This window comes from Pseudomonas sp. RA_15y_Pfl1_P11, from assembly GCF_963970975.1.
In the GTDB taxonomy this organism is placed as follows: Bacteria; Pseudomonadota; Gammaproteobacteria; order Pseudomonadales; family Pseudomonadaceae; genus Aquipseudomonas; species Aquipseudomonas tritici.
In genome coordinates, this window is the sequence record NZ_CAXAOY010000001.1 from 350,480 (window position 1) to 365,218 (window position 14,739).

General features: G+C 58.1%; 12 protein-coding genes. 11 read left to right on the forward strand and 1 reads right to left on the reverse strand.

The features are described from left to right. Positions 1-3 precede the first annotated feature (3 nt). The 9 genes from sdhA to AACY44_RS01720 all read left to right on the forward strand — a co-directional run bounded on the left by sdhA (position 4) and on the right by AACY44_RS01720 (position 13,239). The gene (gene sdhA / locus AACY44_RS01680) at positions 4-1,776 is read left to right on the forward strand and encodes a succinate dehydrogenase flavoprotein subunit (RefSeq protein WP_065872671.1); all 1,773 of its coding nucleotides are present in this window, start codon (positions 4-6) and stop codon (positions 1,774-1,776) included. A gap of 11 nt (positions 1,777-1,787) precedes the next feature. Further along, a complete protein-coding gene (locus AACY44_RS01685) occupies positions 1,788-2,492 on the forward strand; it encodes a succinate dehydrogenase iron-sulfur subunit (protein ID WP_003172807.1) in 705 nt (234 codons plus the stop codon). A 263-nt stretch (positions 2,493-2,755) separates the two neighbouring features. Further along, entirely contained in the window at positions 2,756-5,587 is a 2,832-nt protein-coding gene (locus AACY44_RS01690; protein ID WP_339414680.1) for a 2-oxoglutarate dehydrogenase E1 component, read from the forward strand. A 44-nt stretch (positions 5,588-5,631) separates the two neighbouring features. Then, on the forward strand, positions 5,632-6,846 hold the full coding sequence (gene odhB / locus AACY44_RS01695) for a 2-oxoglutarate dehydrogenase complex dihydrolipoyllysine-residue succinyltransferase (protein ID WP_339414679.1): 1,215 nt from the start codon (positions 5,632-5,634) through the stop codon (positions 6,844-6,846). Between the two features lie 108 nt (positions 6,847-6,954). After that, positions 6,955-8,391 carry a dihydrolipoyl dehydrogenase gene (lpdA, locus tag AACY44_RS01700; RefSeq protein WP_339414678.1) on the forward strand — a complete coding sequence of 479 codons (1,437 nt, stop codon included), beginning with the start codon at positions 6,955-6,957 and terminating at the stop codon, positions 8,389-8,391. A gap of 204 nt (positions 8,392-8,595) precedes the next feature. After that, on the forward strand, positions 8,596-9,762 hold the full coding sequence (gene sucC, locus AACY44_RS01705; protein WP_060754516.1) for an ADP-forming succinate--CoA ligase subunit beta: 1,167 nt from the start codon (positions 8,596-8,598) through the stop codon (positions 9,760-9,762). Then, positions 9,762-10,643 carry a succinate--CoA ligase subunit alpha gene (gene sucD / locus AACY44_RS01710; RefSeq protein ID WP_065872666.1) on the forward strand — a complete coding sequence of 294 codons (882 nt, stop codon included), beginning with the start codon at positions 9,762-9,764 and terminating at the stop codon, positions 10,641-10,643. The genes sucC and sucD overlap by 1 nt, the downstream gene beginning before the upstream one ends. Before the next feature lie 373 nt (positions 10,644-11,016). Further along, positions 11,017-12,330, forward strand: a complete 1,314-nt coding sequence (gene brnQ / locus AACY44_RS01715; RefSeq protein WP_339414677.1) for a branched-chain amino acid transport system II carrier protein — start codon at positions 11,017-11,019, stop codon at positions 12,328-12,330. 171 nt (positions 12,331-12,501) lie between these two features. After that, positions 12,502-13,239 (forward strand): DUF599 domain-containing protein, encoded by a 738-nt coding sequence (locus AACY44_RS01720; protein WP_339414676.1) that lies wholly within the window; start codon positions 12,502-12,504, stop codon positions 13,237-13,239. A 90-nt stretch (positions 13,240-13,329) separates the two neighbouring features. Here the strand turns inward: AACY44_RS01720 and AACY44_RS01725 are convergent, their stop codons facing one another. Then, the gene (locus AACY44_RS01725) at positions 13,330-13,581 is read right to left on the reverse strand and encodes a hypothetical protein (RefSeq protein WP_090407089.1); all 252 of its coding nucleotides are present in this window, start codon (positions 13,579-13,581) and stop codon (positions 13,330-13,332) included. Between the two features lie 157 nt (positions 13,582-13,738). On the opposite strand from AACY44_RS01725, the gene AACY44_RS01730 reads away from it, so the two are divergent. Both AACY44_RS01730 and AACY44_RS01735 read left to right on the forward strand, forming a co-directional pair. After that, positions 13,739-14,215 (forward strand): PaaI family thioesterase, encoded by a 477-nt coding sequence (locus AACY44_RS01730; protein ID WP_339414675.1) that lies wholly within the window; start codon positions 13,739-13,741, stop codon positions 14,213-14,215. Beyond that, complete coding sequence (locus AACY44_RS01735) at positions 14,212-14,649, forward strand: PaaI family thioesterase (protein ID WP_339414674.1); 438 nt, start codon at positions 14,212-14,214, stop codon at positions 14,647-14,649. Before AACY44_RS01730 ends, AACY44_RS01735 begins: the two co-directional genes overlap by 4 nt. The last annotated feature ends 90 nt before the right edge of the window (positions 14,650-14,739 follow it).

Here is a 14,739-nt window from a genome sequence, read left to right on the forward strand (position 1 = left end):
TTCATGGCTAACATTCCAACTATTTCATTCGACGCCATCATTATTGGTGGCGGCGGTGCTGGCATGCGCGCTGCGCTGCAGCTGGCACAGGGCGGTCACAAGACTGCCGTGATCACCAAGGTGTTCCCGACCCGTTCCCACACCGTATCGGCCCAGGGTGGCATCACCTGCGCCATCGCCTCCGCCGACCCGAACGATGACTGGCGCTGGCACATGTACGATACCGTCAAGGGTTCCGACTATATCGGTGACCAGGACGCTATCGAATACATGTGTCAGGAAGGCCCGGCCGCGGTGTTCGAGCTTGACCACATGGGTCTGCCGTTCTCCCGTACCGAGCAAGGCCGTATCTACCAGCGTCCATTCGGTGGCCAGTCGAAGGATTACGGTAAAGGCGGGCAGGCTGCCCGTACCTGCGCCGCGTCCGACCGTACCGGTCACGCGCTGCTGCACACGCTTTATCAGGGCAACCTGAAAGCCGGCACCACGTTCCTGAACGAATACTACGCGGTTGACCTGGTGAAGAACGCCGACGGTGCATTCGTCGGCGTGATCGCCATTTGCATCGAAACCGGTGAAACCACCTATATCCGTGCCAAGGCTACTGTTCTGGCGACGGGCGGTGCAGGCCGTATTTACGCCTCGACTACCAATGCCCTGATCAATACCGGTGACGGCGTTGGCATGGCGCTGCGTGCCGGTGTTCCGGTGCAAGACATCGAAATGTGGCAGTTCCACCCGACCGGCATCGCCGGCGCCGGTGTACTGGTTACAGAAGGTTGCCGTGGTGAAGGTGGTTACCTGATCAACAAGCACGGCGAGCGTTTCATGGAACGTTATGCGCCGAACGCGAAAGACCTTGCTGGCCGTGACGTTGTAGCCCGTTCGATGGTTAAAGAAATCATCGCCGGCAACGGCTGTGGCCCGAACGGCGACCACGTACTGCTCAAGCTCGATCACCTGGGCGAAGAAGTGCTGCACAGCCGTCTGCCAGGCATCTGCGAGCTGTCCAAGACCTTCGCACACGTTGACCCGGTCGTTGCACCGGTTCCGGTTGTTCCAACCTGCCACTATATGATGGGCGGCGTGCCGACCAACATTCATGGCCAGGCGATCACCCAGAACGCTGAAGGCGTGGACGAGATCATTCATGGTCTGTTCGCCGTAGGCGAAGTGGCGTGCGTATCGGTACACGGTGCCAACCGTCTGGGCGGTAACTCGCTGCTCGATCTGGTGGTATTCGGTCGTGCTGCCGGCCTGCACCTCGAAAAAGCGCTGACCGACGGCATCGAATACGATGACGCGACCGACGCCAACATCGAAGCGGCCCTGGCCCGTCTGAATGCGCTGAACTCGCGCACGGATGGCGAAGACGTAGCTACCCTGCGTCGCGAGCTGCAAAGCTGCATGCAGAACTACTTCGGTGTATTCCGTACCGGCGAATACATGCAGAAGGGTATTGCCCAACTGGCCGATCTGCGCGTGCGCATCGCCAACGTCAAGATCAACGATAAGAGCCAGGCGTTCAACACCGCTCGTATCGAAGCCCTTGAGCTGCAAAACCTGCTGGAAGTGGCTGAAGCGACTGCGATCGCCGCCGAGGTTCGTAAAGAATCCCGTGGTGCTCACGCGCGTGAAGACTTTGAGGATCGCGATGACGAAAATTGGTTGTGCCACACCCTATACTTCCCGGGTGACAAGCGCGTAACCAAGCGTGCCGTGAACTTCTCGCCGAAGACGGTACCGACGTTTGAACCGAAGATTCGGACTTACTAAGGGTGGCTGCCATGTTGAAAGTCAGTGTTTATCGCTACAACCCTGATCAGGACGCTGCGCCGTTCATGCAGGAGTTCCAGGTTGATACCGGTGGTAAAGACCTGATGGTGCTGGATGTATTGGCGCTGATCAAAGAGCAGGACGAAGGTTTCTCGTATCGTCGCTCTTGCCGTGAAGGTGTGTGCGGTTCCGACGGCATGAACATCAACGGCAAAAACGGCCTGGCGTGCATCACGCCGCTGTCTGCCGTGGTTAAAGGCAACAAGCTGATCGTTCGTCCGCTGCCAGGTTTGCCGGTTATCCGTGACCTGGTCGTGGATATGAGCATCTTCTACAAGCAATACGAGAAAGTTAAGCCGTTCCTGCAGAACGACACGCCGGCTCCGGCCATCGAGCGTCTGCAGTCCCCGGAAGAGCGCGAGAAGCTCGACGGTCTGTACGAGTGCATCCTGTGCGCTTGCTGCTCGACGTCTTGCCCGTCCTTCTGGTGGAACCCGGACAAGTTCCTGGGTCCAGCTGCCCTGCTGCAAGCGTACCGCTTCCTGGCAGACAGCCGTGACACCAAGACGTCCGAGCGTCTGGCTTCGCTGGATGACCCGTTCAGCGTATTCCGCTGCCGCGGGATCATGAACTGCGTCAACGTATGTCCTAAAGGCCTGAACCCGACTAAGGCCATTGGTCACATCCGTAACATGCTGCTGCAGAGCGGCGTGTAAGCGACGTTTTTCGTAAAAGCAGGACCGTTGTGCCCGTAAATGCTACGGCGCAGGCTTCAACCGGCGCCGTAGTTTTAACTTGAGCAGCGACTTACAAAGCCGCGGCTCTTATTTTGAAGAAATGAGACAAGCAGGGGCATTCGGGTTGGTACCCGAACTATCAGCGTGATCCTAAGTGGCTTGTTTTGGTCGCTGCACTTGGCCTTTCGCAAGCAAACTCGGTGTTTTCGCCGGTGGTGTCCCCAAATCGAGGGTGACCAAGCATGCAAGAAAGCGTGATGCAGCGCATGTGGAACAGCGGCTATCTTTCAGGTGGTAACGCTGCCTATGTGGAAGAGCTTTATGAGCTCTACCTGCACGACCCTAACGCTGTGCCAGAAGAATGGCGCACCAAATTTCAGACGTTGTCTTCAGACGGCAACGCTGCCACCGATGTATCGCACGCCACGATTCGCGATCAGTTTGTGCTGCTGGCAAAGAACCAGCGCCGCGCCCAACCGGTTTCCGCCGGCAGCGTGAGCAGTGAGCACGAGAAGAAGCAAGTTGAGGTATTGCGACTGATCCAGGCCTACCGGATGCGTGGCCACCAGGCGGCCCAGCTTGATCCGCTGGGGCTCTGGAAGCGTCCTGCACCTGCTGACCTGTCGATCAATCATTACGGCTTGACCAATGCCGATCTTGATACGACCTTCCGTGCCGGCGACCTGTTCATCGGCAAAGAGGAAGCGAGCCTACGCGAAATTCACGAAGCGTTGCAGCAGACATATTGCCGCACCATTGGCGCTGAGTTCACGCACATCACCGATTCCGAGCAACGCCACTGGTTCCAGCACCGTCTGGAAGGTGTGCGTGGTCGTCCAGTGCTGTCTGACGATGTCCGCAGCCATCTGCTCGAGCGCGTAACCGCTGCCGAAGGCCTGGAAAAGTACCTGGGTACCAAATACCCGGGCACCAAGCGTTTCGGTCTGGAAGGCGGCGAAAGCCTGATCCCGATGCTCGACGAGTTGATCCAGCGTTCGGGTTCCTACGGCACCAAGGAAATCGTGATCGGCATGGCTCACCGTGGTCGCTTGAACGTGTTGGTCAACACCTTCGGCAAGAACCCGCGTGAGCTGTTCGACGAGTTCGAAGGCAAGAAGAAGGTTGAGTTGGGTTCCGGTGACGTTAAATACCACCAGGGCTTCTCGTCCAACGTGATGACCACCGGCGGTGAAGTTCACCTGGCCATGGCCTTCAACCCATCCCACCTGGAAATTGTTTCTCCAGTGGTCGAGGGTTCGGTCCGTGCTCGCCAGGATCGTCGTAATGACACCACCGGTGAAAAGGTTCTGCCGATTTCCATCCACGGTGACGCGGCTTTCGCCGGTCAAGGCGTGGTCCTGGAAACGTTCCAGATGTCGCAGACCCGCGGCTTCAAGACCGGCGGTACCGTTCACATCGTCATCAACAACCAGGTTGGCTTCACCATCAGCAACCCGCTGGACGCGCGCTCTACCGAGTACGCGACCGACGTTGCCAAGATGATCCAGGCGCCGATCCTCCATGTGAATGGCGATGATCCGGAAGCTGTGCTGTTTGTGACCCAGTTGGCCATTGATTACCGCATGCAGTTCAAGCGCGATGTGGTGATCGACCTGGTTTGCTACCGCCGTCGCGGTCACAACGAAGCGGACGAGCCAAGTGGTACTCAGCCGTTGATGTATCAGCAGATCACCAAGCAGCGCACTACCCGTGAGCTGTACGCCGAAAGCCTGACCAAGGCCGGCGTGGTTGACGATGCGCGTGTTCAGGCGAAAGTCGATGAATACCGCAACGCGCTGGACAATGGTCTGCATGTTGTAAAAAGCCTGGTTAAAGAGCCGAACAAAGAGTTGTTCGTTGACTGGCGTCCGTACCTGGGCCACGCCTGGACTGCGCGTCACGATACGTCGTTCGATCTGAAGACCTTGCAGGAGTTGTCCGCCAAGCTGCTGGAAATCCCGGAAGGTTTCGTGGTTCAGCGCCAGGTTGCGAAGATCTACGAAGACCGTCAGAAGATGCAAGCCGGCGGCCTGTCGATCAACTGGGGTTACGCCGAAACCATGGCGTACGCGACCCTGGCGTTCGAAGGTCACCCTATCCGCATGACTGGCCAGGACATCGGCCGTGGTACGTTCTCGCACCGTCATGCTGTGCTGCACAACCAGAAAGACGCGGGCACCTATATCCCGTTGCAGAACCTGTATGCAGGCCAGCCACGTTTCGACCTGTACGATTCGTTCCTGTCCGAAGAAGCCGTACTGGCGTTCGAGTACGGTTACTCGACCACCATGCCGCAGGCGCTGGTGATCTGGGAAGCCCAGTTCGGCGACTTCGCCAACGGTGCCCAGGTGGTTATCGACCAGTTCATCACCAGCGGCGAGCACAAGTGGGGCCGTCTGTGCGGTCTGACCATGCTGCTGCCGCACGGTTATGAAGGTCAGGGTCCGGAGCACTCCTCGGCCCGTCTGGAGCGTTACCTGCAGCTGTGCGCCGAGCACAACATCCAGGTGTGCGTGCCGACTACCCCGGCCCAGATCTACCACTTGCTGCGTCGCCAGGTGATCCGCCCGCTGCGCAAGCCGCTGGTGGTACTGACACCGAAGTCGCTGCTGCGTCATAAATTGGCCATCTCGACCCTGGAAGATCTGGCGGATGGTTCGTTCCAGACCGTTATTCCAGAGATCGACACGCTGGACGCGGCGAAAGTGACTCGCCTGGTCCTGTGCAGCGGCAAGGTCTACTACGACCTGCTGGAAAAACGCCGTGCCGAAGGCCGCGAAGACATCGCCATCGTGCGTATCGAGCAGCTTTACCCGTTCCCGGAAGACGACCTGATGGAGGCCATCGCGCCTTACACCAACCTCACTAATGTTGTGTGGTGCCAGGAAGAACCGATGAACCAGGGCGCTTGGTACAGCAGCCAGCATCATTTGCGTCGCAGCATCGGTAACCATAAGCAGGCCCTGGGCCTGGAATATGCCGGTCGTGACGCTTCTGCTGCACCTGCGTGTGGTTATGCGTCGATGCACGCCGAGCAGCAGGAAAAACTGCTGCAAGATGCTTTCACTGTTTAACGCCTTCGCGCTGACTGAAACCGAATTTTAAGGACCCACAGATAATGGCTATCGAAATCAAAGCCCCGTCATTCCCGGAATCGGTTGCCGATGGCACCGTTGCCACCTGGCACAAGAAACCAGGCGACGCTGTAAAGCGTGACGACCTGATCGTCGACATCGAGACCGACAAAGTCGTTCTGGAAGTGTTGGCCGAAGCTGACGGCGTACTGGGTGCAATCGTTGCCGAAGAAGGCGCTACCGTTCTGTCGAACCAGGTGCTGGGCTCGATCGAAGAGGGCAGCGCTGCTCCTGCTGCCGCTGCACCGGCTGCTGCTTCGGCTCCCGCTGCTGCTCCGGCTGCAGGCGGCGAAGATCCAATCGCTGCACCGGCTGCCCGTCAGCTGGCTGAAGAAAACGGCATCAACCTGTCGTCCATCAAAGGCACCGGCAAGGACGGCCGTGTGACCAAGGAAGACGTGGTGGCTGCAGTTGAAGCCAAGAAAAACGCTCCAGCTGCCGCACCTGCCAAGGCTGCTGCCCCGGCTGCCGCTGCGCCTGTGTTCGCCGCTGGCGACCGCACCGAGAAGCGCGTACCGATGACCCGCGTACGGGCCACCGTGGCCAAGCGTCTGGTTGAAGCACAGTCGAACATGGCGATGCTGACTACCTTCAACGAAGTCGACATGACCGAAGTCATGGCCCTGCGTTCGAAGTACAAGGACCTGTTCGAGAAGTCCCACAACGGCGTGCGCCTGGGCTTCATGTCGTTCTTCGTGAAAGCGGCTACTGAAGCGCTGAAACGCTACCCGGCAGTCAACGCTTCGATCGATGGTACCGACATCGTTTACCACGGCTATGCAGACATCGGCGTTGCCGTGTCCAGCGACCGTGGCCTGGTAGTTCCAGTACTGCGTAACGCTGAGCTGATGAGCCTGGCTGAAATCGAAGGCGGCATCGCAGGCTTCGGCAAGAAAGCCCGTGACGGCAAACTGACCATCGACGAGATGACCGGCGGTACGTTCACCATCACTAACGGTGGTACCTTCGGTTCGATGATGTCGACGCCGATCGTCAACCCGCCACAAGCCGCGATCCTGGGCATGCACAACATCATCCAGCGCCCGATGGCCATCAACGGCCAAGTCGTGATCCGCCCGATGATGTACCTGGCACTGTCTTACGATCACCGCCTGATCGATGGTAAAGAAGCCGTGACTTTCCTGGTGACCATCAAAAACCTGCTGGAAGACCCAGCTCGTCTGCTTCTGGATATCTAAAAAGCAGCTGCAAGTCGCAAGCTGAAAGCGCCAAGCCCAAAGTGGCGAACGGTGCTTTCAACTTGCGGCGTGCAGCTTGTAGCTTGCAGCTAAAAAGGGAACCTTTTTATGACACAGAAATTTGACGTTGTAGTGATTGGTGCAGGTCCTGGCGGCTATGTTGCCGCCATCAAGGCCGCACAACTGGGCCTCTCGACTGCTTGCATCGAAAAATACACCGACAAGGAAGGCAAACTGGCATTGGGCGGTACTTGCCTGAACGTTGGTTGCATTCCTTCCAAGGCGCTGCTGGACAGCTCCTGGAAATTCCACGAAGCCCAAGACGGTTTCGCGATCCACGGCATTAACCACGCTGGCGTGACCATGGACGTGCCAGCGATGATCGGCCGTAAAGCCAACATCGTTAAAGGCCTGACTTCCGGCGTTGCCACCTTGTTCAAGGCCAACGGCGTGACTTCCCTGCAAGGTCACGGCAAGTTGCTGGCCGGCAAGAAAGTTGAAATCACCAAGCCAGACGGCTCGGTTGAAGTCATCGAAGCCGAGAACGTGATCCTGGCCCCAGGTTCGCGCCCAATCGACATCCCGCCTGCTCCAGTTGACCAGAACGTGATCGTTGATTCGACCGGCGCCCTGGAGTTCCAATCGATTCCTAAGCGTCTGGGCGTGATCGGCGCTGGCGTGATCGGCCTGGAACTGGGTTCGGTATGGTCCCGTTTGGGTTCCGACGTCACCGTGCTGGAAGCCCTGGACACGTTCCTGCTGGCTGCCGACACCGCGGTGTCCAAAGAAGCCCTGAAAACCCTGACCAAGCAAGGTCTGGACATCAAACTGGGCGCCCGTGTTACCGGTTCCAAGGTCAACGGCGAAGAAGTCGTTGTGACCTACACCGATAAAGAAGGCGAGCAGACCATCACATTCGACAAGCTGATCGTAGCCGTTGGTCGCCGTCCAGTGACCACTGACCTGCTGGCAGCTGACAGCGGCGTGAACATCGACGAACGTGGCTTCATCCACGTTGACGATCACTGCGCTACCACCGTGCCTGGCGTGTACGCCATCGGTGACGTGGTTCGCGGCATGATGCTCGCGCACAAGGCTTCCGAAGAAGGCATTATGGTTGTCGAGCGCATCAAGGGTCACAAGACCCAGATGAACTACGACCTGGTCCCATCGGTTATCTACACCCACCCGGAAATTGCATGGGTCGGCAAGAACGAACAGCAGTTGAAAGCTGAAGGCGTTGAAGTTAACGTCGGCACCTTCCCGTTTGCTGCATCTGGCCGTGCCATGGCAGCCAACGACACCGGTGGTTTTGTCAAAGTCATCGCTGATGCCAAGACTGACCGCGTATTGGGCGTCCACGTGATTGGCCCAAGCGCTGCAGAACTGGTTCAGCAAGGCGCGATCGGTATGGAATTCGGCACCAGTGCCGAGGACCTGGGCATGATGGTCTTCTCCCATCCGACCCTGTCCGAAGCGTTGCACGAAGCAGCGTTGGCGGTGAATGGCGGCGCCATCCACATCGCCAACCGCAAGAAGCGCTAAGCGAGATAATAAGAAACCACGGCGGAGTTGCCCGTCGTGAGCCTTGCGCGCAAGACTCACCGCGGAATATCCGCTGGACGCAGTCTTGCGCAGCTTTACGGGCCCTGAGCCCCGCAAGTTGCGCAAGCAGCAGTCACAGGTGGCGCGGCACTCATAATGAGCGCAGCGCCGAATGCGCAGTACCTAACGAAGACGGTAAAAAGCATGAATCTTCACGAGTATCAGGGTAAGCAGCTGTTCGCTGAATACGGCCTGCCAGTATCCAAGGGCTACGCAGTAGACACCCCGGAAGCAGCAGCGGAAGCGTGCGACAAAATCGGCGGCACCGAGTGGGTTGTCAAAGCCCAGGTCCACGCTGGTGGTCGCGGTAAAGCGGGCGGCGTTAAGCTGGTTCGCAGCAAAGAAGACGCCAAAGCCTTCGCACAGCAGTGGCTGGGCAAGCGTCTGGTGACTTACCAGACTGATGCCAATGGCCAGCCAGTCACCAAGATCCTGGTTGAATCGTGCACTGATATCGCTAAAGAGCTGTACCTGGGCGCTGTCGTTGACCGTTCGAGCCGTCGCATCGTGTTCATGGCTTCCACCGAAGGTGGCGTGGACATCGAGAAAATCGCTCACGAAACCCCAGAAAAAATTCTGAAAGCCACTATCGATCCACTGGTTGGCGCTCAGCCATTCCAGGGTCGCGAGTTGGCATTCCAGCTGGGCCTGGAAGGCAAGCAAGTTGCCCAGTTCGCCAAGATCTTTGTGGGTCTGGCCAAACTGTTCCAGGATCACGATCTGGCCCTGCTGGAAGTGAACCCGCTGGTGATCAAGGCTGACGGCGATCTGCACTGCCTGGACGCCAAGATCAACATCGACGCCAACGCCATGTACCGTCAGCCTAAGCTGAAGACTTTCCACGATCCGTCGCAAGACGATCCGCGCGAAGCGCACGCTGCCAAGTTCGAACTGAACTACGTAGCGCTGGAAGGTAACATCGGTTGCATGGTCAACGGTGCTGGCCTGGCCATGGGTACCATGGACATCGTCAACCTGCATGGCGGCAAACCAGCCAACTTCCTCGACGTAGGCGGTGGTGCTACCAAAGAACGCGTGACCGAAGCCTTCAAGATCATCCTGTCCGACGCCAACGTCGCTGCAGTACTGGTCAACATCTTCGGCGGCATCGTTCGTTGCGACATGATTGCCGAAGGCATCATCGGTGCAGTGAAAGAAGTCGGCGTTAAAATCCCGGTTGTTGTTCGCCTTGAAGGTAACAACGCTGAACTGGGCGCTAAAGTACTGGCAGAAAGCGGTTTGAACATTATCGCGGCTACCAGCCTGACCGACGCTGCTCAACAAGTTGTCAAAGCTGCGGAGGGCAAATAATGAGCGTCCTGATCAATAAAGACACCAAAGTTATCTGCCAGGGTATTACCGGTTCGCAAGGTAGTTTCCATACCCAGCAAGCCATCGAATACGGCACCAAGATGGTGGGTGGCGTTACTCCTGGTAAAGGCGGTACCGAGCACCTGGGTCTGCCAGTGTTCAACACCGTGAAAGAAGCTGTAGAAACCACTGGCGCTACCGCCAGCGTGATCTACGTTCCAGCTCCTTTCTGCAAGGACTCCATCCTGGAAGCAGCCTTCGGCGGCATCAAGCTGATCGTTTGCATCACCGAAGGCATTCCTACCCTGGACATGCTGGACGCTAAAGTTAAGTGCGACGAGCTGGGTGTTACCCTGATCGGCCCTAACTGCCCAGGCGTGATCACCCCAGGCGAATGCAAGATCGGCATCATGCCAGGACACATTCACTTGCCAGGCAAAGTCGGTATCGTTTCCCGTTCCGGCACCCTGACCTACGAAGCTGTTAAGCAGACCACTGACGCCGGTTTCGGTCAGTCGACTTGCGTCGGCATCGGCGGTGACCCGATCCCAGGCTCCAACTTCATCGACATCCTGAAGCTGTTCCAGGAAGACCCGAAGACCGAAGCGATCGTCATGATCGGTGAGATCGGCGGTTCGGCTGAAGAAGAAGCGGCTGCCTACATCAAGGCACACGTGACCAAGCCGGTTGTTTCCTACATCGCTGGTGTGACTGCCCCTGCTGGCAAGCGCATGGGCCATGCTGGCGCAATCATCTCTGGCGGCAAGGGCACTGCAGACGAGAAGTTTGCTGCCCTGGAAGACGCAGGCGTTAAAACCGTGCGTTCGCTGGCAGACATCGGCAAGGCTTTGTCCGAGCTGACGGGTTGGGCTGTCAAATAAGCCTCGCGCTTAGCTGACGCTTTACCCACACAAAGGCCACCTTCGGGTGGCCTTTGTGCGTTTAAAGGCAGCTATAAGCGGCAAGCTTTAAGCTGTAAGAGAGAAGCATGCGGTGCTTCTTGCCGCTTGAAGCTTGCCTCTTGTTGCTGCTCTTACGAGAATGCGACATGGAACTGTCGCTTATCGGACAGTCCGCCCCGCAACAGTGCGTTTGTCAGCCCAATTCTGTACCCTAGCCGCCTCTTTATGCGCCCGCATCCCAAAAGGAAGCCGCGCGCTAGACCGGTCGGCTCCCATAAGGGCCGGCAGTATTTCCCTCATCCATAGGGAATCCCTCTCTAAATTCCGATTCAGTAGTGTGGTATTTCCTCAAATGAAAGTGTTGAAAGGCCAGGACATCCTGGCGCTGGGTTTTATGACCTTTGCCCTGTTCGTGGGCGCCGGCAACATCATCTTCCCGCCTATTGTGGGTTTGCAGTCCGGACCTCACGTTTGGATGGCAGCGCTGGGCTTTTTGATCACCGCGGTGGGTTTGCCGGTGGTCACCGTGATCGCGCTGGCCAAGGTTGGCGGCGGTATGGACGCGTTGAGCAGCCCGATCGGCAAGATTGCCGGTGGCCTGCTGGCGGCGGCGGCGTATCTGGCGGTAGGGCCGCTGTTCGCCACGCCGCGTACCGCGACCGTATCCTTTGAGGTGGGCCTGGCACCGCTGACCGGCGAAAGCCCGTTGGCGCTGTTCCTCTACAGCTCGGTGTATTTCCTGGTGGTGTTCTTTGTCTCCCTGTACCCAGGCCGACTGCTGGACACCGTGGGTCGATTCCTCGCACCGCTGAAGATCATTGCGTTGGCCATCCTCGGCATCGCCGCGTTTGCCTTGCCGGCCGGTGACGTGGGTGTCGCTACCCCGGAATACGTGGCTGCGCCGTTCTCACAAGGCTTCATCAACGGCTACCTGACCATGGATACCCTGGGCGCCCTGGTGTTCGGCATCGTGATCGTCAACGCCATTCGCTCCCGTGGCGTGGAGTCGCCAAAGCTGATCACCCGCTACGCAATCATCGCCGGCTTGATCGCCGGTGTGGGCTTGGCGCTGGTGTATGTCAGCCTGTTCCGCCTTGGTTCGGGCAGTCATGAAGTCGCCGCCGGTGCTGCCAATGGCGCCGCCGTATTACACGCCTATGTGCAACACACATTTGGCTCCCTGGGCAGCGGCTTCCTGGCTGTGCTGATCTCCCTGGCGTGCCTGGTCACGGCTGTTGGCCTCACCTGTGCCTGCGCCGAGTACTTCAGCCGCGTCTTGCCGCTGTCCTACAAGACCCTAGTGGTGATCCTGGCGCTGTTCTCGCTGTTCGTGTCCAACCTGGGCCTGACCAAGCTGATTGCCTTCTCGATCCCGGTACTCACCGCGATCTATCCGCCGTGCATCGTGCTGGTTGCGCTGAGCTTCTGCAAAGACTTCTGGCAGGAGCAGGGCCGTATCGTTGGACCGGTGATGTTGGTGTCGTTCATCTTTGGCTGCATCGATGCGCTCAAGGGTGCGGGCCTGGCGGGTTGGTTGCCGTCGCAGTTTGCAAATTTGCCCTTGAGCGAGCAGGGCCTGGCGTGGCTGGTGCCTTCGGTGATGACCCTGGGGGTTGCGGTGGTGGTTGACCGTATGCTCGGCAAGCGTAGCGAAGCCATCGCATAACCCACGCTCGCGCAGTACTGAAATGCCCCGTATCAATCGATACGGGGCATTTTTTATGCTTATGAGACAACAACCTTCTAAAGTTGGAGCGCAGTAAATATGGGAGCGAGCAAGCCCGCCCCCACATTTTAGACTGCGTGAACATCCACACCACCGTGTAACAGGACCCACATGTCGTTCGTCGAAACCAATCAGATCCACCTGCTTGCCGCCCTCTGGTTCGTCCTCTGCTGGGGGGGTTACACCCGCTATGCCACCTGGAAAGCCCGGGACACCGCGTGCCTCGCCAGCGTGCTGCATCTGTATCGCGAAGACTGGATGCGCCGCATGCTGTTGCGCGACAACCGCATCGCCGATGCCAGTGTGATCGGCAACCTGGAACGCAACGCCTCGTTCTTCGCCTCCAGTACCTTGATTATCCTGGCCGGCATTCTCACCGTGCTCGGCGCCTCGGAGCGCGCGGTGTCGCTGTTGGCGGACATCCCCATGGTGCAACAGGCCTCCCAAGGCATGTCAGAGATCAAGCTGCTATGCCTGGCGCTGGTATTCGTCTATGCGTTTTTCACGTTCAGCTGGTGCATGCGCCAATACAACTTCGCGGCGGTGCTGGTGGGCTCGGCACCGATGATCGGCGAGCGGCACGTGTCGGAGCAGGAGCGCAACGCATTCGCCCTGCGCGCGGCACGGGTGATCTCCATGGCCGCCAACCAGTTCAACTTTGGTCTGCGCGCTTATTACTTCGGCATGACCATGCTCGCGTGGTTTGTCAGCCCCTGGTTGTTCATGTTGATGAGCAGTGGGGTGGTGCTGGTGTTGTATCGCCGGGAGTTTCATTCCGACGTACTGCAAGTGATGGTGTATACGCAGACCGATACGCCGTTGCCGGAAGTGGTTAAAGAGACGATTTAGTTAAACCGTCAACTCTAAATGCCAGACAAAAGAAAGCCCGCTATCTAAGCGGGCTTTCTTCTTGCAGCAAAGCTATTTCAAGCCGCGGTCTCAAGAACCGGTGGCAGGGGTAGCAGGTGCTGCTTCTTTTGCGGCGGCGTCGTTCGATTCAGCCTGAGCTTTGGCAGCATCGGCATTTTCTTTCGCGGCGTCGTTCACTTTATCCTGAGCCTTCGCCATGTCTTTCTGAGCTTGCTCGGAATGTGCTGCGGCGTCTTGGGCTTTGTCTTCGGATTTCTTGTCGCAGGCAGCGAGACCGAGGGCAGCGGCCAGCATCATGGAAATAGCTAAAGTCTTGCGCATTGGGTGTTTCTCCTTATTGAAGATATCTACTGGCCTTTCGAGCATGGCGGTTCAGCATTAGTTCCTTTTGTTACGAAGATATATAAAAACAGTCACCTAGGAACTTCCATATGCGCCACCGATATTGCGAATCCATACAAATAAGAGTCCAGACACGATGACCGAAAATCCCCTGCTAGCGCGTGCGACACGCTTTGTATCGGCCTTGCGCCATTGTCAGGTGTTGGGCATTACTGCCCATCATGCCGACGCGCAGGGCGTCACACTTGTCATGCCCTACGCCGCGCATCTGGTAGGAAACCCCGCTACCGGCGTGATCCACGGCGGCGCGCTGACCTCCTTGATGGACACGGCCTGCGGCATGGCCACCTTGTGTGTATTGCCGGAATTCGAGGTGTGCCCGACCCTCGACCTGCGGGTCGATTACATGCATCCCGCCGCGCCACATAAACCGGTGTATGGCTTCGCCCAATGCTATCGAGTGACCACCGACGTGATCTTCACCCGTGGCTTCGCCTATCAGGATGACCCTCAGCAACCCATCGCCCATGTGGTGGGTACGTTCATGCGCATGGGCAAGCGCCTCAAAGGCACACAAGGGCTGGGCAGTACGATCAAGGGAGAACAGGCATGACGTACCGTTTCAAGACCCGCCTGGAGCAGGCCCATGCGCGCGGCGATTACGAGGCGCTGCTCAACCTGATCCCTTACGCCAAACTGATCGGCATCGAATGCACCCGGCTTGGAGATGAATTGCTGTTTCGGCTGCCGGCCAACAAGGACAATATTGGTAACCCGATATTGCCGGCGCTGCACGGTGGGGTGATAGCGGGGTTTATGGAGCTGTCGGCGGCGCTGCACCTACTGGTGTTTACCGGTACGCCAGGCATCCCGAAAATCATCGATTTTTCCCTGGATTACCTGCGCGCCGGGCAGTTTCGCGACACTTACGCCAAATGCCAGGTGTGGCGCCAAGGCCGACGAGTGGCAAACGTGGCGATCACCGCCTGGCAAAGCATCGCGGCCGAGCCCATCGCCACCGCTCGTGCGCATTTCAAAATCGAGTAACAGAGCTGCCCTTGAAATCCTGGTCTTAGCCCCCAACTTTGATGACAACCCGCCGCCAACCCTCAAGGGCGCGGCCACTACCATCCAATT

Bases quoted from the DNA above. Each gene is read 5' to 3' on its own strand.
- sdhA (WP_065872671.1), top strand. From the start codon at position 4: ATGGCTAACATTCCAACTATTTCATTCGACGCCATCATTATTGGTGGC.
- AACY44_RS01685 (WP_003172807.1), top strand. From the start codon at position 1,788: ATGTTGAAAGTCAGTGTTTATCGCTACAACCCTGATCAGGACGCTGCG.
- AACY44_RS01690 (WP_339414680.1), top strand. From the start codon at position 2,756: ATGCAAGAAAGCGTGATGCAGCGCATGTGGAACAGCGGCTATCTTTCA.
- odhB (WP_339414679.1), top strand. From the start codon at position 5,632: ATGGCTATCGAAATCAAAGCCCCGTCATTCCCGGAATCGGTTGCCGAT.
- lpdA (WP_339414678.1), top strand. From the start codon at position 6,955: ATGACACAGAAATTTGACGTTGTAGTGATTGGTGCAGGTCCTGGCGGC.
- sucC (WP_060754516.1), top strand. From the start codon at position 8,596: ATGAATCTTCACGAGTATCAGGGTAAGCAGCTGTTCGCTGAATACGGC.
- sucD (WP_065872666.1), top strand. From the start codon at position 9,762: ATGAGCGTCCTGATCAATAAAGACACCAAAGTTATCTGCCAGGGTATT.
- brnQ (WP_339414677.1), top strand. From the start codon at position 11,017: ATGAAAGTGTTGAAAGGCCAGGACATCCTGGCGCTGGGTTTTATGACC.
- AACY44_RS01720 (WP_339414676.1), top strand. From the start codon at position 12,502: ATGTCGTTCGTCGAAACCAATCAGATCCACCTGCTTGCCGCCCTCTGG.
- AACY44_RS01725 (WP_090407089.1), bottom strand. From the start codon at position 13,581: ATGCGCAAGACTTTAGCTATTTCCATGATGCTGGCCGCTGCCCTCGGT.
- AACY44_RS01730 (WP_339414675.1), top strand. From the start codon at position 13,739: ATGACCGAAAATCCCCTGCTAGCGCGTGCGACACGCTTTGTATCGGCC.
- AACY44_RS01735 (WP_339414674.1), top strand. From the start codon at position 14,212: ATGACGTACCGTTTCAAGACCCGCCTGGAGCAGGCCCATGCGCGCGGC.